The organism is Rhodococcus sp. SJ-2, assembly GCF_053750035.1.
On the sequence record NZ_CM132340.1, the window covers coordinates 1,824,403 to 1,841,130 of the forward strand.

Genomic DNA, 16,728 nt, shown 5'->3' on the forward strand with positions numbered 1-16,728 from the left:
ATGTCCGACAACGACAATCCGATCCGCGAACTCCTCACCCCACTACTGGGCACTGTGCCACCGGAGTCGGTCGCGCGTCGGCAAGCTCGCCACGACGAACTTGCGGGACGGGTCGGCAGCGGCGTCGATCCCGATTACATCGCGCAGTTCGAGAATTTCCACGGCATGGAACACGCGGAGATCTATCAGCTCAGCCAGACGATCAGCCCACTCGCGATGTCCACACTCGCGCACGAATGGAGGGATCTCGGAACGGTATTCAGCTTCACGGTCTCCATGGCCACCGCGATGATCCGCGACAAGATCGCCCAGCATTGGGAAGGGGGCGCTGCGGAAGCCGCATCGTCGGCGACGGAACTGTTCGGCACCTCTGCGCAGCGGTTGAGCGATGCGTCGCTCGCGGTGTCGCAGAAGCTCGCGATCGCTTCGGATGTGGGTGCACGAGTGAAGTCGTCGGTCGCTCCCCCGTCTGCTTCTGTCCCGTTGCCGATGGACGTGCTCAGCCCCGTCGCAGCGGCAGATAGGGAGCGTCAGCAGGAGGCTGCACGGCAGCAGGCGATTCGCATCATGGAATCTCTCTACAAGCCGTACTACCGCGATTCCGGATCTGCGGTTCCCGTTCTACCTCCGCCCCAGGACACCGCCGGCGGCGCCGGCTCGGCAAGTGCGGGCGCGGTGGGGTTCGGGAACCCTTCGGCAGCAGGCACCAGTTCATCGTCGTCCGACCGGGCCGGGGCGGCGGGTGCTCAACAGTCCGGGTCCACGGTGACCGCGAACGGCAACAATACGACCGACAGTTCCGACAGTGACAGTTCCGACACCGACAGTTCGCGAAACACTCAGCAGCAACCCGAGAGATCCGAGGCCTCAGAAGCACCCCAATCGGAATCTGCTCGCACCTCACCGACCTCGACGACCCAGACGTCGGCTCTTCCCGGCAACACAACCGCGCAACCGTATGGTTCTTCGGCTACCGGCTCCGGACTGCCCGGAAGCGGAGGCTACGGCAGTAGCGGCGGAGGTAGCGGCGTGACCGGTGGAGGGGGTGGAGGTGGTTCTACGCTCGGCCCCGGCGCTGTCGGTGGCGTCGGTGCGGCCGCAGCCTCAGCGCCTGCCGCCTCCCAGCAGGGAACAGCCGCTGCCCGCTCCGGTGCGATGCGCCCGATGGGTATGTATCCCGGCATGATGGCCGGTCAGCAGCGCGGCAACGACGAAGAACAGAGGGTCGCGAGTTATCTCGTCACCAACGATCACGGCAACGAACTGATCGGGTCGCTTCCCGACACCGCCCCGCCCGTCCTAGGAGTTGATCCGCTTTGACCTGGGTCGTTACGCCCGACCGTTTTCTGTCGCTCTGGACGACTGCGGGGAGCGACGAATTCCCCTTTCCGCTGCGCTACCGATCGACGTCGGTATGGGAGGACGAACACGATGCCGATCTGCGCGCCGCGCACGAATGGCGGCGGGAACTGTCCGATCCGCGACTCGAGCACGCGATCCGCGTCCTGCACGCGGGCGAAGTCGCCGTCGAGGTCTACGGCAATGCAACCACCGGAGACATCCGAGTGCGCGGTGGAGCCGAGGGCGCATTCGCCGTCGTCGCACGCCAGCACGCCTCTGGGGACATCCAGATCATCCCGATCCAGTCGGACACACTCGTGCGCGCCGTCGTCGCACAGATTCCGGATGCGCGACGCGGACGTGAGCAGACGCGGACCGTGTCCATGCGCGAACTCTCCGAACCCGGCGGCACCACAGCTGTGAGAGAGCAGATCGGCGAGAATGAGCCGCGGGCACTGCGTCGCCTCCTTCTCCGCGACCGTTCCGGTGCGGGCAGTATCCGGATCCTCGCTCCGAATGCTCACGGCCGCTTCACGACCGAATCGGACATCGGCTGGTTCGACGTCGTCGACGACGGACGCTACATGTTCGTGCCGGGTGCGGACGTGCGAGTGATGCCCGCCACCAACGACGAGCTGGGCGTCGAACTCACCCGCCGGATCGATCGGACTCGCGTCCGCCGACGGCAGGACACACCGACACCTTGGTGACGGGTGTCAGCCGCGTGCTGCGCACTCGTCGACGAACGACACCACGCCACGGTGATACTCGGTCGCCGCAAACCCCACACTCATGTTGTGTCCACTGTCGGTCTGCCGATATTCGACGAACCTCGGGGTCGCGACGAATGCCGCCCTGATCTTCTCGCGCACCGCGTCGTCGGTGTCCCACACTCGTTCGTACTCGGCGTAGGTGAGCCGCACCGGAATTCGGACCTTCGGAGCGAGGCGCATGAAATCGCGGGGCCATTCGGCCGCCACCACCGTCTCGTAGCGCGGAGTGATGCACGTGAGACTGCGTCCGCCACGGACCTCCGGCGGATACAGCTCCTCCGGGTACCACAGCAGATCCCGGATAGCTCCCCGGTTGCGCGTCGTCCGCATCCGCTTGATGATCTCGAGCGCCTCGCGTTGCTTACGTGTACCCGTCCCCGCGAGTTCGACACCGAGCAACGACGCACCCCGCGGGTCCGCGGCCATCCGGAGACCGAGGTCGCAGCCCGCCGAGTGAGCAAGAAGGAAGACTCCGGCTCCGCGTGAACAATTCTCGAGCAGCTTGTCCACAGCACCGTAAGCGGCGTCGACGCGGCTGTCGGGATCGTCGAACCGTTCCTGGCATTCGAACGAGTCTGCGTAGCCCGGGCGGTCGATCGCGAGGACGGTGTGGCCGAGTGTCGCTGCGGTTCGGAGCAGGGACAATTCGGGGTGGCCGTCAAGATCGAAATACCGGGAGGTCGTGGCGCCTCCATGCAAGGCGACGATCACTGCGCGCGGACGCTCGACGTACGAGCACAGAGCCGAGATCCGGGTTCCGTCCACATCGACTGTCCGGGCGATCACGGTCTCGTCGAGCTCTCCGACACCTGCGGCATTCACCGGTCTGCCCTCAGCAACATGACACCGCTGGGCGTCAGCCCTCCGCTGCTCACCACCGCGACACGTGCATCGGCGACCTGCCGTGCGCCCCCGTGCCCCCGCATCTGTGTGATCGCCTCGTGCACGAGCCCCATTCCGTGGGTTCGTCCGTGCGAGAGCTGACCTCCTTGGGTGTTCAATGGCAACCTTCCGTCGAGCGCGATGTTCGTTCCCCTGTTCAGGAAGTCTCTGGCTCCCCCGATGTCGCAGAATCCCAATGCCTCGATCCACGACAGGCAGTTGAAGGTGAATCCGTCGTAGAGTTCCGCGACGTCGACGTCGTCGGGACGCAGTGTGGTGCGACTCCACATGTGCGCGGCCTGGCCGAGAACCTGTGGTTCGTGGGTGAGGGTGCTCTGGTCCCAGTCGAGGCGCTCGAGTATCTGTGTACCGACCGCTTCGACGAAAACCGGTGGTTGGGCGAGGTCGCGCGCGGTGTCGCGGGCCGAGACGATGACCGCCACCGCGCCGTCGCACGGCACGTCGCAGTCGTAGAGACCGAACGGTGTGGTGATCGGACGGGCATCGAGATAGTCGTCCATCGTGAGTGGCTCACGGTAGATCGCCTCGGCGGTTCTGGCCGCATTCGCGCGCTGGTTGAGCGCAATCCAGCCGAGCGTTTCGCGATCGGTCCCGTAGCGGTGGAAGTGCCGTTGCGCGGTCTGCGCAAGCAGGTGCGCGGCCGACACGGCACCGAACGGCGCGAACCATTCGTCCGACAATCCGGCCGCCGGTGCAGTGCGGCCCGTGCGGACGAGTTCGCCGTAGGTCGATTCCCATACCGTGCGGAAGCACAACACGTGTCGGGCGAGACCGGATGCGACGGCAAGCATCGCCGCGATCACCGAGCCTCCGGGCCCGAATGTTTCGATTGCTCCGTTGTGCCACGTAGGTTTCAGCCCGAGGGTCGACTCGACCGCGGTGACCCCGCCTTCGGTGAACGGACCGAGCGACCCAGCACCCGGATAGGTGGACAGTCCGTCGATGTCGTCGGCAGTGAGGCCCGCGTCGTCGATCGCTGCGCGGCAGGCGTCGACGGTCAGCGACAACGGATCGGCCATGAGGCGCCGACCGAGACGCGACATCCCGATTCCGGTGAGCGCAACTGCGTCCTCGAATTTGTCGGTACGCGCCATCGGCCGCACGCTGCGGCGAATCGCAGCGGCGTCCGGTTCCTCCGGCAGCGCTGTCACGGCCACGTGATCCGTCGGACGGAACAGTGGGAGCCACACGTCTTCTGCCTTCTCGAAGACCACTTCCATCCGCATACCGAGTGAAAGGGCGTCGGCGGTACATTCGACCGCGTTGGTCGTCAGACGCACCTGTGGATCGTCTTCGAGCATCACCTGAGCGACGATGTACGGCGGGGGCATTCCCGGCGGCGCGAACCGATGGTTGACGGTGAAGCCGATGAGCGTCGCGAAACCCGAGACGATACGCACACCCATGTCGCTGCTGTGGCAGTATCGGCATGCGGGGCGCGGTGGATGGATCAGTGCGGCGCAATCCCGGCATTCCTGGATCCGCAAGCTGCCGTCTGCACCGGATGTCCAGAAGAACTCCGTCTCCGGAGAGATCTCAGGAGACGGCCGCGCGGTCGGTGCGCTCACGAAAGCACCGCTCCTCGGCCTTGTACTTGCTGTGCAGCCCAACGGTAGTCCGGCTTTCCGTTGCCGAGGCGGCGTATCGCAGGGACGAACATGAATTGCTTCGGGGTCTTGTACCTCGCCAGCGATTCTCCGCATACCCTCTTCAAGTCCTCCGTAGGGCACTGCGCTTCGTCCACCGCCTGTACCAGGGCGACGACCTCCTGCCCCCACCGCTCGCTGGCGCGACCGGCAACCAGGGCGTCGATCACTGCCGGATGCGCGCGCAGCACTTCCTCGACCTCTTCGACGAAGACCTTCTCGCCGCCGGTATTGATCACGAGAGAGTCCCTGCCGAGCAGGCGGAGCGATCCGTCGTCCGCGAGCCTCACGCGGTCGCCCGGTATCGCCATCCGCTGACCGTCGACCACGGGGAAGGTGTGCTCGGTGGCGTGCCGGTCGCGGAAGTATCCGAGGGGGACGCGGCCTGCGCGTGCAGCCCATCCGATCTCGTCGTCGCCCGGTTTCAGCATTCGGGTGCGATCGTGTGACACCGCGTATCCCCCGGGCATCGGGGCGAATGTGTCGACCTCGGCGCCGCGATTGCTCCGCCCGAACCCCATGCCACCGGTCTCGGTCGATCCGTATCCTTCCACGATCGTCGCGTGCGGGAGCAATTCGAGGAATGCCTTCCGGTGGACGGCATTCGTTGCGGCTCCACCGCTAGCGATGACCATCAAAGAGTCGAAGTTGTTTCTGCGCTTGCGCATTTCGTCGACGAGTGGTCCGGCGTACGCGTCACCGACGATGGTCATCAACAGAACGTTCTCTTTCTCGACGATTTCCAGGGCACGCCGTGCATCGAACGTGTTCCGATCGTCGTAGAGCACAATGGTCTGACCTGCGAGCAGTCCTGAGAATGCGGTCCAGGTACCGGCCGCGTGCGACAGCGGCGACACTGCGAACCAACTCTGCCCCGTCAACGCGGTGAGCGCCCGTATCGGTTCGTCGGTCTCGTGGTCGGAGCCGTTCATCGACGACACGTATGCGTCGCCCTGCCGCCACAGCACTGCCTTCGGCCGGCCCGTCGTCCCGCCCGTGCACATCATCATCAGGTCGTCGGGCGACCCCGCGATCACTCGTGCCGGATCACCTTGTGCGACGGCCTCGTCGAACGACACTGCGCCGTCCAGCTCGGGAGTGTCGGTGCCGTCGTCCACGGACACCCGCAATTCCACGCCGGCCGTCAGTTCTGCGCTGCCGTCGAGCGCCTCGGCGACCGCGGGGCCGAACGACCGGTGATAGACGATTCCTCGCGGGGCGATGTATTCGAGAAGGCTGCGAATTTCCTGGGATGTGTAGCGCGGGTTGATGTTGACGGGCACCACCCGCGCTTTGAGGCATCCGATCAGCACATCGGGGTACAGGTCGTTGTACATGAGCATGGCGATGCGATCCTGGCCGCACTCCCATCGCTCGAGCCCGTCCCTGGGTGTGTGGGCCCCGAATCCACGATCGGCGAGGAAATTCGCAAAACGTCGTGTGCGTAGCGCAGTCTCACCGAAAGTGTTCCTGCGGTCTCCGCAGACGGTCATGATTCGATCGGGTACTGCATCTGCGACGGCATCGAACACCTCGCCGAGAGTCCATTCGGTCAACGCATCTCTCCTGTGTCAGTGTCTATCAGCGAAATTCGGTGGATCAGCGAGAGTCAGGGGACGATCGCGCAGCGGCTGACGGGTTCCGCTACTGCCTGTCGTGCGTAGATTCCCCGCTGCAGCGAGGTGAGCAGGGCGTTGCGGGTTTCCTCGGGGCTGATGAGCTCGTCGAAACCCATGTGTTCGGCTGAGCGGTAGGACGCTTCGAGTTCCATCTCGCGCAGGCTCGCATCGAGGTCGTCGTCGGCGTTCGACGCACCGCTCAGCGCAGCGGCGCTCATGGCACCCATCGTCGCGCCGGGGTACGCGTAGGCCGCGGTCTGCCCGTCGAATCCGATCAGCGACATGACCATCGACCCGAACCCGTACGCCTTCCTCAGCGTCACATGCATCTTCATGGTGGTGGCGGTGGTTTGCGCGACGAACATCCGCGCGCCGCTACGAAGCACACCTTCGCGTTCGGATTCACTGCCCGGCAACATCCCCGGATTGTCGGCGAGGAACACGAGCGGTAGGTGGAACGCGTCGGCAACCGAGATGAAGTGGGCCGCTTTGTCTGCTGCGTCGGAGTCGATCGAGCCGGCAATCACCTGCGGTTGATTCGCGACCACCGCGACGGGATGGCCTCCCAGATGAGCCAGCGCACAGATGATGGCCTGCCCGAAACCGGGCTGCACCTCGAACCAGTCCTTCGTGTCGAAGACCGCGTCGATAACCGTCCTCATGTCATAGGTGCTGCGATTGTCGCGGGAGATGATGTCGAGAAGTTCGGGTGTGTCGCGGGGTTCGGAGAACTCGTCGGGCTCGGTGGCGATCGGATACGACCAGGCGCTCGGCGGGAAGTACGACAGGTAGCGGCGGATCTCGTCGAGAACCTCTTCGTCGGTCTCCGCGACGTTGTGGATCAGCCCGCTGGCCACGGCCACATCGGGACCGCCGAGATCTTCCTTCGAGATATCTTCTCCCGTGGATACCTTCACGACCGGTGGGCCTGCCGTGAAGATCGCACCCTGCCGACTCATGATAGCGAAGTCCGCGACCGGCGCGATCAGCGCGCCGTGCCCCGCGGAGGCACCGAGGACCGCGGTGACCACGGGTACCTTGCCCGAGCACTGGGCCTGCGCAAGCAGATCCGTCGGCGTTCGGCCGTAGTGGTCTCCGGTGGGACGGAACCCTGCTCCTTCGAGGAGCATGACGAGCGGAACCTTGTTTCGGACAGCGAGTTCCGCGAGCCGGTACCGCTTGGAGTTGCTGCCCGGTGCGATGGTGCCCGCGACCGTGGTGAAGTCCTCGGCTCCCACCATCACGGGCATACCGTGGATGAGTCCGGAACCGGTGATGATCGCGTCGGACGGGATCTCACCTCCGACGAGGGTGCCGAATTCGTGGAAGCTGCCCTTGTCGAGCAGATGCTCGATCCGAGCCCGAGCATCGAGCTTGCCTTTGGCACGGTGTTTGGCCAGACGTTCCGGACCGCCCATCGCCTGCGAGTGTGCTCGGCGGCGCGAGAGGTCCTCGAGCGTGTCGTCCCAAGTCCGCGCATGTGTCATGTGAGGTCCTCGCATTGTCATGTGGCCATCGTGTAACGGATCGGCAGGTGCTTGAGTCCACCGACGAAGGTCGTCGCGGTCAGTTCCGGTTCGCCGGCGAGTTCGACCGAATTCAGACGCGGAAGCAGTTCGGCGAAGAATTTCTTCATCTCCATCCGCGCCAGACCTGCGCCCAGGCAGAAGTGCACGCCGAACCCGAACGCGACGTGGTTGTTGGGATCGCGCCCGATGTCGAAGGTGAACGGATTCTCGAAGACATCCTCGTCGCGGTTGGCCGACGCGTACGACAGCAGTAGTGAATCACCGGCAGCGATGGGCACCCCGCCGACCTCGGTGTCTTCTGCAGCGGTGCGCATGAACGCTTTGACAGGAGTGACCCATCGGATCATCTCCTCGGTGGCCTGCGGCAGCAGATCGAGGTCGCTGCTCAACGCATGCCGTTGATCCGGATGATCGATCAACGCACGAAGCCCGCCCGAGATGCAGCTGCTCGTCGTATCGTGTCCGGCGGTCGCGATGATCGTGTAGTACGACATGGTCTCGATATCCGAGAGCGGCTCGCCATCGACGCGCGCGTTCGCGATCGCGGATGCCATGTCGGCGGTGGGATTTTCACGCCGGGATGCGGTGAGCGCACTGAAGTACTCGAACATCTCCAGCAGGGCGTTCATGGTTTCGTCTGCGGGTTCACTGCGTTTGAGTTCGTCGTCGTCGCTGCCCACGAGTTCCTGCGTCAGGCGCAGCATCTTCGGGAAGTCCGATTCGGGTACCCCGAGGAGTGACATGATCACGTACAGCGGATAGTTCACTGCAACTTCGGATACGAAATCGCATTCCCCTCCGGCAGCCGCCATCCGGTCGACGTGGTGCTTCGCCAGTTCTTCGATGCGCACTTCCATGGCTCTCATGGCCTTCGGGCGGAACCAGTCCGTTGCGATGGCACGCATCACGCGGTGTTGCGCACCGTCCATGTGAATGAGCGTGCGCACCCCCGCAGCCGCCTGCATCTCGTCGGATTCCGCCGTCATGAGCACCGGTCGCGGCCAGTTGGTGAAGAGCTGGTGCGCACGTTCGACGGCCATGACGTCGGCGTGCTTGACGACTGCCCAGAAGGGCCGGTACGACGGCACTTCCACTCTCGTCACCGGGCCGATTGCCCGGGCCTTTGCCAACGCCGCATGGAGGCGGTCTTCATCCTTGTAGGCGGTGGGGGTCACCAAGACCCGTGTCCCATCTCCGACTGTCCCATCTCCGACGATTCGCTGGTTCACGAACGACACTCCGTTCCCGCGCATTGTGGCGGCGTTCCTCATCCGGCGCCGCAGGCCCGAACCCTGGTCTTCCCGCCCCAGAGTGATTTATAGTGTGCCTTACTGTCAAGCATTCTATATAGCTTTCGTCGAGTTCATTTCCGGGAAAGGTTCGGAGCCATATGCCAACTGATCAGCGCAGGATTGTCGTCGTCGGTGCGGGGTCCGGGATCGGCGCTGCGACCGCCGCCCACTTCCACGGGCAGGGTGATCACGTACTCGCAGTCGATCTTCGTCCAGATGACGCACAGGCGTCGGAGCATGCGCAGTGCGACCTGCGCGATGCGAAGCAGATCGCCAAACTCCTCGGCTCGATCGGAGCCGACTGGGATCTGCTCGCCTATGTGGCCGGGGTCCCCGGAACCGCGCCCGCTGCCGACGTACTGAAGGTCAACTATCTCGGTATGCGGCTGTTCGTCGAAGGCATGCTGCCACTGCTCCGCGAAGGCGGAGCCGTCGTCACCGTCGCGTCGGTCGCGGCACTCGGCTGGCAGGACCGCCTGAACGAACTCACCGGGCTCCTCGAAGCAACCGACGGCGAAAGCGCCGAGCGCTGGCAGGCAGAACAGGATCCGAACTATCCCGTGTACAGCACCTCGAAGCAGGCGGCGATCATCTACGCGAAGCGTCTCGCCCCCGCCGCGTGGCAGAAGTACGGAGTCCGGGTCAATACCGTGAGCCCGGGGCCCACCGAAACTCCCATCCTCGGCGACTTCGAGGAATCGATGGGCAAGGAAGTTCTCGACTCGGTGAAAGCCACCATCGGCCGCCACGCCACCGTCACCGACATCGTGCCGGTCATCGCGTTCCTCGGGTCACCGGCAGCACGGTGGGTGAACGGTCAGGACATCCACGTCGACGGCGGGTTCGTCGCCCCGCTCACCGTCGGCGCACCCATCCAGCTCTGACCACTCTCCGACATCCCGAGGTGACCATGCCCGACAACGCCGTGAGCTCTCACGGACCGCTGCTCGCCGAACAGCACGCCGGCATCCTGACACTCACTCTCAACCGACCCGAACGAAAGAACGCGATCACGCCCGAAATGTGGGCGCGTCTCCGCGACCGTCTCCGCGAAGCGAGCGCGAGCAACGAGGTCCGCGCGGTGGTGCTCACCGGGGCAGGCGGCACGTTCTGCAGCGGCGCCGACATCGCCGACACCGCGGGTATGGACGAGTTCCCCGACCCGTCCGATCTGATCGACACCATCAACGACAGCATCCGCCTACTCCACGAACTGCCGGTGCCGACCGTCGCGAAGGTGCGCGGGGTCGCGGTCGGAGCGGGCTGGAATCTCACGCTCGCATGCGACCTCGTGGTGGCTGCGTCGGATGCGCGGTTCTCCCAGATCTTCGCGCGACGCGCGTTGTCGCTGGACACGGGCGGGTCGTGGCTGCTCCCGCGTCTCGTCGGGCTGCAGCAGGCGAAACGGCTGACCCTCCTGGCCGAGATGATCGGCGCCGACGAGGCGCAGTCGCTCGGTCTCGTCACGTGGGTGTCGGCGCCGGAGTCACTCGACGAATTCACCCACGGCATCGCAACACGCCTCTCTTCGGGCCCCCCGCTCGCACTCGCACAGACAAAAGATCTGCTCAACCGCGGTCTCGACCGGACGTTGACCGAGGCACTCGAGTGCGAATCACACGCACAGGCCGCGAACCTTCAGGGCCCCGACGTACTGGAAGCCTTCGCCGCATTCTCGGAGAAGCGCGATCCCGACTACTCCCGCGCCGCGGCCGCGCGGTGAATCATCGGACCTCCGACCTCCGTGCAGAAGGAAGAACAGTGGCAGAAGGAAAAACAGTGACGTACGAGACCATCGAGTACGCCGTCGACGGCCACACCGCAACCCTCACCCTCGACCGGCCGGAAGCCCTCAATGCGCTGAGCCCGTCGATGATCACCGAGCTGCGTGCGGCGTACGACGAGGCCGAGAACGACGACAAGATCTGGACTCTCGTCGTCACCGCCAATGGTCGGGCATTCTGCACGGGTGCGGACGTCAAGGAGATTCCCGGCGACGGCAAGGTGATCAACGAGCGACCGTACCTGTCCACCTACGAGCAGTGGGAAGCACCGCAGGAAGGCACGCCTCCGTTTCGTTCGATGACCAAGCCGATCATCGTCGCCGTCAACGGAATCTGTTGCGGTGCCGGCATGGACTGGGTCACCACCGGCGACATCGTCATCGCCTCAGAGAAGGCCACCTTCTTCGACCCTCACGTCAGCATCGGACTTGTCGCGGGACGCGAGGTGGTGCGCGCCGCACGAGTTCTCCCCCGAACCGTTGCGTTGCGCATGGCGCTGATGGGCAAGCACGAACGAATGACCGCCCAGCGGGCATACGACCTGGGCATGATCACCGAGATCGTCGACCACGACCTCCTGCTGGAGCGGGCACACGAGATCGCCGACATCGTCAACTCCAATGCACCACTGGCAGTTCGGGGAACTCGGCTGGCCATCCTCAAGGGCCTGGACCTGCCGCTGCACGAGGCCGAGATGCTCGCCGAATCGTTCCGCGAGCGCGTGACGCGTACCGAGGATGCGCTCGAGGGCCCCCGCGCCTTCGTCGAGAAGCGCGCCCCCGTGTGGCAGTGTAAATAGACGGTCAGGGCAAATAGACGGTCAGGTGAAGTCCGAGCCGCCGTCGATGTTGATGTCGGCTCCGGTGATGTACGAGTTACGCCGCGAGGCCAGAAATGCCACCAGCGGGCCCACTTCCTCGGGTAGGCCCGCACGCGGCATCTGCGCTGGATGCCCGAAATGCGTTCCGATGGCGCCCATCAGCGCGTACGGATCGCTGGATTCGACACCCACCGACCTCGCCCACTCGATCAGCGACGGCGTCACGATGGTTCCGGGAGAGACAACGTTCACCAGGATTTCATCAGGCGCCAGGAGTTGCGACAGGTTTTTCGAAGCACTCGTCAACATCGATTTCGCCGCCGTGTATGCCACGAGCGGAACACTCTGTCGCTGAGTGGATTGCGCAGAGAAGTTGACGATGCGCGCCCATTCCGCAGCCCGAAGGAAGGGGAGGGACGCCCTCACGCAACGCACCATCGAGAGCACACCGTCTTCGACGGCCTCGCGCCATTGGTCGTCGGTCAGGATATCGAATGCCCCCTGCGCATTCGGTCCCACCGTGTTGACGAGCACGTTGAGCGTCCCGCCCCAGCGGTCTCCGAGCTCGACGAAGAGCTCTGACACCGCATCCCCGTCGCGCACATCTGCGACGAACCCGACGGGATCGGGACTTCCACACTCGGACAGGCTCTCCGCGGCGACTTCCACATCCTCCCGAGACCGGCCGACTACTGCGACGCGCGCCCCCTCTTCCGCCAGACACCGTGCGGTCGCGAAACCCATTCCACGGCTTCCGCCCACCACGACCGCCGCAGCATCCTCCAGCCCGAGATCCATGGGAATCCTTCCCGCAATTGCAATCCACATCGATACCGAAGACTATACGGTAAGCATATCCACAGCGGAATGCGTCGGCACATCACAGACGGAACGTACAAAGGCGGTATCCATCATGGCGAAGCGGGCACGGCTCGAGCGAGGGTCCCTCAATCCCGACGACATCCTCCGGGGCGCATTCGAGCTCGCCGAGGAGGTCACCGTCGACAATCTGAGCATGCCGATGCTCGCGCGCCACCTCGACATCGGCGTGACAAGCATCTACTGGTACTTCCGCAAGAAGGACGAACTACTCACCGCGATGGCCGATCACGTGCTGCGCGAATCCACACGTTCCATGCCCGTCGTGGAGGCAGCGAACTGGCGCGACACCCTGCGCACTCACGCGCGCACGGTCCGACGCACGTTCCTCGACAGCCCGATCCTGTGCGACCTCGTCCTGATCCGGCCGTCCCTGAGTTCCAATGCCGCCCGGCTCGGCGCCAGGCACAACGAAAGTGTGATCACCGGTCTCGTCGAGTCCGGTTTCACGCTTGCCGACGCGGTGAACATCTATTCTTCCGTGCAACTACACGTCCACGGCATGGTCGTGCTCCAGCGACTACAGGACAAGAATCGGCAGTCGCAGGAACCGTCCGGGGCATACTACGAAATCCTGTCGATCTCCGCCGAAACCACCCCGCTACTCGCAGAAGCGAGCGAGAACGGTCTCCAGAGCGGCGAGCCCAACGACCGGAACTTCGAATATGGGCTGGAGTGCATCCTCGACCATGCCGCGCATGCACTCCGGATGCCGGACCATCAGGATGCGATTCATGCGGGGGCGGAACGGTAGCCCGGCACCAACGCCCTTCCGCTCAGTTCGAGTGCGTCTCCTGCACGGTCATTTCGCGGTGAAGCGGGTTGCGTCGAGGATCATGACCACGCGGTCGTCGACATCGCCGGGCGGCTGAGGATCGGCCTGGCCGTACCGCCTCCCCAGTGACGCGTAGAACGATCCGTCGTGGTCGCCCTCCACTGTGACGAGCCACCCGCGCACTTCGAGGCACCGCTCCCGATCTTCAGGGTCGGTGATGAGGAACGAGTAGTTGGGATTCGCCTGCAGGCTCACGAATTTCTTGCGAGGAATGGTGTGGCTCACCCTCAGATGCGCTCCGTCCCAGGTGAATCGCATCGGCGTCAGGCTCGGTGACCCATCGGGACCGACCGTGCCGAGCACACCGATGATCGGCCGTTCGAGAAGATCCTCGTACCCTGGCGGCACTGTCGACATCATGGCATTACTGTAGGACGCCCGCGCCGATATTGAAAGTACAACGGTAAGTCTGTCGGCATCTGTATCGTCGTGAAGATGAGACCGTCCGATTCGAAGCCGGAGCTCGGAACCTTCGCCGATCAACTCGGCCGCCACCTCGCCGGTTACGGCTCGAAGGCATTCATCGAATACGAACGCCGTTGGTACTCGGGCGACGAGATCACCGCGTACATCGACGACGTCGGCGCTGCGCTCGACCAGGCAGGAGTCCCGCAACATGCGCCGATCGGCCTCGTAGCCAGGAACAGGATCCCGCACGCCGCAGCGACGCTCGGCCTCCTCGCGGCAGGTCGCCATATCGCGATGATCTACTCGTACCAATCCGAGCAGGCCATCGCCCGCGACATCGAAAGCCTGCTTCCTGCAGTGGTGATCGCGGACGAACAGGATTGGACCGAGGTCACCCTCGGGGCCGCACGCAGATCCGGGTGCGCAGCAGTGGCGTTGTCGTCGGCACCGCTGGCGGTGAACGTCCTGTCGGAGGCGCCGGACAGGACGCGACCCTCGACCATGTCGCAACGCTCCGACATCGATCCCGGCCTGCACATCCTGTCGAGTGGCACCACCGGACCCCCGAAGCGGTTCGCTCTGCCGATCGATGTGCTCAGCCATACGGTCCACACCATGACGATGGGCGGGGCTGGGCGCTACACCGACCCGCCCGAGCTCGTCTACTGGCCATTCGGCAGTGTCGGTGTGTGTCAGCTGCTCGCGGCCCCGTTCCTCGACAAGCGAATGGTGCTGCTCGAGAAGTTCACCGTCGACGAGTGGGTGCGTGCGATCAGAGACTTCCGCATCGAGCGCGCCGGCATCCAGCCGGCACTTCTGCGGATGCTGCTCGACGCCGACGTACCTGAGGATGATCTCGCGTCACTGAAGTACCTTCCCGGGGGATCGGGGCCGCTCGACCCGGAATTACGCCAAGCATTCGAGGCGAAATACGGCATCACATTGCTGTGGGGCTACGGGGCCACCGAATTCGCCGGCTCGGTATGCGCCTGGACACCGGACGACCATGCCCGCTTCGGCGCCGAGAAACCGCTGAGCGTAGGACGTCCCCTACCCGGCGTCGACGTACGCATCGTGGATACCGAGACGGGCGCGGAAGTGCCGATCGGCGAACGCGGATACCTCCATGCGCGCGTCGCGGTCATGGGTCCGCAGTGGACCGGCACCACCGATCTGGCGTCGGTCGATGCCGATGGGTTCGTCTACATCCACGGGCGAGGCGACGGCGCCATCAATCGAGGCGGGTTCAAGATCCTCCCCGAGCGAGTGCGTTCGGTGCTCGTGACGCATCCTTCGGTGCTCGATGCCTCTGTTGTCGGCGTCGACGACCGGCTCCTCGGTCAGGTTCCGTTCGCGGCAGTCGAGCTGCGTCGAGACGCATCGACCCCGACGCCGGACGACCTGAAGGCGCTCGTCCGTGAACACCTGCCGAGCCACCATGTCCCCGTGTCGATCTCGATCGTCGATCGGCTACCACGTAACGCAGCGTGGAAGGTGGAAGTGCGGAAGGTCGCAGGCCTGTACGAGGACGCGAACCATCACCGCGCTCGAACACACTCCGACCAGAACAGATTAAGTTACGGTAATACCGACTGTTGACATAACAGTCACTGCGCTGCGAGTCTTGATCCACGACCGGCGACGAACAAGGAGAACTGGCATGGCAGGGTCCGACGACGCACCGATCTTCGATGCCGACACGCACATGTACGAGACGTCGGAGGCATTGACCAGATTTCTCCCCGCCGAATACGCCGAAGCAGTCCAGTACGTGCAGATCGGCCGTCGTACGCGGCTCGCCATCGACGGCAGGATCACAGATTTCATTCCGAATCCCACATTCGACCGGGTCGCGGCGCCGGGAGCCCACGAGAAGTTCTTCGCCGGCGAGAACGTCGACGGACTGACGCTCCGCGAAATGCAGGGCTCGGCCATCGATTGCCCACCCGCGACTCGCGGGCCCGAAGAACGCCTCGCCGAGATGGACCGGCAGGGAGTACGCGAATCGCTGGTCTTCCCCACGCTCGCAAGCCTCGTCGAACACTCGTCCGCCGACGACCCGCAACTGACACTTGCGATCGTCCACGCGTTGAATCAGTGGATGCACGAGCACTGGGGATTCGACTACAGGAGGCGGGTTTTCACCACACCGGTGATCAACTGCGCCGAGGTGGACGGTGCGCGTCGAGAGCTCGCGTATCTCCTCGAGCACGGCGCAAAGGTGGCACTGATCAAGCCCGCACCGGTGAAAGGCGTGCACGGGTGGCGATCACCCGCCTTGCCCGAGTTCGATCCGTTCTGGCGCGAGGTGGAACAAGCCGGCCTTCCGATCGCGCTCCACGCCAGCCAGCCGCCGCTCGACGAGTACGTCAACAAATGGGAACCACCGAACACCCAGAATTTCATGGCGATGAGCGCGTTCCGGTGGCTCGCGCTCGGACACCGCGAGATCTCGGACATGCTCGGTAGCCTGATCTGCCACGGAACCCTCACGCGCTTCCCGAAACTGCGAATCGCCAGCGTGGAGAACGGAAGTTCGTGGATCCGCCCGCTGTTCCACGACCTCGAGGATCTCACCAGGAAGATGCCCCAGAACTTCCCGGAGGATCCGCTCGAGGTCTTCCGGCGCAACGTCTGGGTCAGTCCGTTCTGGGAAGGGTCGGTCGCCGATGTCGTCGACATGGTCGGCTGGGACAAGGTCATGTTCGGATCCGACTATCCACACCCCGAGGGCCTTCCCGAGCCGAAGGGCTACTGGAAGTACGCGGAAGGTATGGATCGCCGGCGCACGTGGGATTTCATGGGCGACAACGCCCGGCGGTTCATGGGTCTACCGATCGCGAATCCCGATCCGGAAGCTGCGAACCCACCGAAACTCGCCACAGCAAGGTAATCGGCC

Annotated in this window: 15 protein-coding genes; 8 read left to right on the forward strand and 7 right to left on the reverse strand. The window is 64.4% G+C overall.

The annotated features are described in order from the left end of the window. Positions 1-1,320, forward strand: a complete 1,320-nt coding sequence (locus ACSYG9_RS08415; protein WP_454842055.1) for a PPE domain-containing protein — start codon at positions 1-3, stop codon at positions 1,318-1,320. Then, entirely contained in the window at positions 1,317-2,051 is a 735-nt protein-coding gene (locus tag ACSYG9_RS08420; RefSeq protein ID WP_454842056.1) for an ESX secretion-associated protein EspG, read from the forward strand. The genes ACSYG9_RS08415 and ACSYG9_RS08420 overlap by 4 nt, the downstream gene beginning before the upstream one ends. A gap of 6 nt (positions 2,052-2,057) precedes the next feature. Here the strand turns inward: ACSYG9_RS08420 and ACSYG9_RS08425 are convergent, their stop codons facing one another. Genes ACSYG9_RS08425 through ACSYG9_RS08445 form a run of 5 tightly spaced genes read right to left on the reverse strand, consistent with a single transcriptional unit; the run spans position 2,058 to position 9,040 of the window. Further along, positions 2,058-2,936: an alpha/beta fold hydrolase gene (locus ACSYG9_RS08425; RefSeq protein WP_440126732.1), complete on the reverse strand. Its 879-nt coding sequence runs from the start codon at positions 2,934-2,936 to the stop codon at positions 2,058-2,060. Beyond that, on the reverse strand, positions 2,933-4,585 hold the full coding sequence (locus tag ACSYG9_RS08430) for a thiolase C-terminal domain-containing protein (protein WP_454842059.1): 1,653 nt from the start codon (positions 4,583-4,585) through the stop codon (positions 2,933-2,935). Before ACSYG9_RS08430 ends, ACSYG9_RS08425 begins: the two co-directional genes overlap by 4 nt. After that, a complete protein-coding gene (locus ACSYG9_RS08435; RefSeq protein WP_454842061.1) occupies positions 4,582-6,219 on the reverse strand; it encodes an AMP-binding protein in 1,638 nt (545 codons plus the stop codon). Before ACSYG9_RS08435 ends, ACSYG9_RS08430 begins: the two co-directional genes overlap by 4 nt. A 53-nt stretch (positions 6,220-6,272) precedes the next feature. After that, positions 6,273-7,769, reverse strand: coding sequence for an acyl-CoA carboxylase subunit beta (locus ACSYG9_RS08440; protein WP_454842063.1), 1,497 nt, complete (start codon positions 7,767-7,769; stop codon positions 6,273-6,275). A gap of 17 nt (positions 7,770-7,786) precedes the next feature. Next, positions 7,787-9,040, reverse strand: a complete 1,254-nt coding sequence (locus ACSYG9_RS08445; RefSeq protein WP_454842065.1) for a cytochrome P450 — start codon at positions 9,038-9,040, stop codon at positions 7,787-7,789. Between the two features lie 161 nt (positions 9,041-9,201). Here ACSYG9_RS08445 and ACSYG9_RS08450 point away from each other — a divergent pair, with 161 nt between their 5' ends. The 3 genes from ACSYG9_RS08450 to ACSYG9_RS08460 are packed head-to-tail and all read left to right on the forward strand — an operon-like array spanning position 9,202 to position 11,686. Next, positions 9,202-9,987 carry a coniferyl-alcohol dehydrogenase gene (locus ACSYG9_RS08450; RefSeq protein WP_454842066.1) on the forward strand — a complete coding sequence of 262 codons (786 nt, stop codon included), beginning with the start codon at positions 9,202-9,204 and terminating at the stop codon, positions 9,985-9,987. Between the two features lie 26 nt (positions 9,988-10,013). Then, positions 10,014-10,826, forward strand: coding sequence for an enoyl-CoA hydratase/isomerase family protein (locus ACSYG9_RS08455; RefSeq protein WP_454842068.1), 813 nt, complete (start codon positions 10,014-10,016; stop codon positions 10,824-10,826). A 56-nt stretch (positions 10,827-10,882) separates the two neighbouring features. Next, positions 10,883-11,686, forward strand: coding sequence for an enoyl-CoA hydratase-related protein (locus ACSYG9_RS08460; RefSeq protein ID WP_440126739.1), 804 nt, complete (start codon positions 10,883-10,885; stop codon positions 11,684-11,686). A 21-nt stretch (positions 11,687-11,707) separates the two neighbouring features. Here ACSYG9_RS08460 and ACSYG9_RS08465 read toward each other — a convergent pair whose 3' ends face one another. Then, complete coding sequence (locus ACSYG9_RS08465) at positions 11,708-12,505, reverse strand: SDR family NAD(P)-dependent oxidoreductase (protein WP_454842070.1); 798 nt, start codon at positions 12,503-12,505, stop codon at positions 11,708-11,710. A gap of 115 nt (positions 12,506-12,620) precedes the next feature. On the opposite strand from ACSYG9_RS08465, the gene ACSYG9_RS08470 reads away from it, so the two are divergent. Further along, positions 12,621-13,340 carry a TetR/AcrR family transcriptional regulator C-terminal domain-containing protein gene (locus ACSYG9_RS08470; RefSeq protein WP_440126741.1) on the forward strand — a complete coding sequence of 240 codons (720 nt, stop codon included), beginning with the start codon at positions 12,621-12,623 and terminating at the stop codon, positions 13,338-13,340. A gap of 48 nt (positions 13,341-13,388) precedes the next feature. On the opposite strand, the gene ACSYG9_RS08475 is transcribed toward ACSYG9_RS08470, so the two are convergent. Continuing rightward, positions 13,389-13,781, reverse strand: coding sequence for a pyridoxamine 5'-phosphate oxidase family protein (locus ACSYG9_RS08475; protein WP_440126742.1), 393 nt, complete (start codon positions 13,779-13,781; stop codon positions 13,389-13,391). 75 nt (positions 13,782-13,856) lie between these two features. On the opposite strand from ACSYG9_RS08475, the gene ACSYG9_RS08480 reads away from it, so the two are divergent. Together ACSYG9_RS08480 and ACSYG9_RS08485 are read left to right on the forward strand one after the other, a co-directional pair. After that, positions 13,857-15,428, forward strand: coding sequence for an ANL family adenylate-forming protein (locus tag ACSYG9_RS08480; RefSeq protein WP_454842072.1), 1,572 nt, complete (start codon positions 13,857-13,859; stop codon positions 15,426-15,428). Positions 15,429-15,489: 61 nt separating this feature from the next. Next, a complete protein-coding gene (locus ACSYG9_RS08485; RefSeq protein ID WP_440126744.1) occupies positions 15,490-16,722 on the forward strand; it encodes an amidohydrolase family protein in 1,233 nt (410 codons plus the stop codon). The last annotated feature ends 6 nt before the right edge of the window (positions 16,723-16,728 follow it).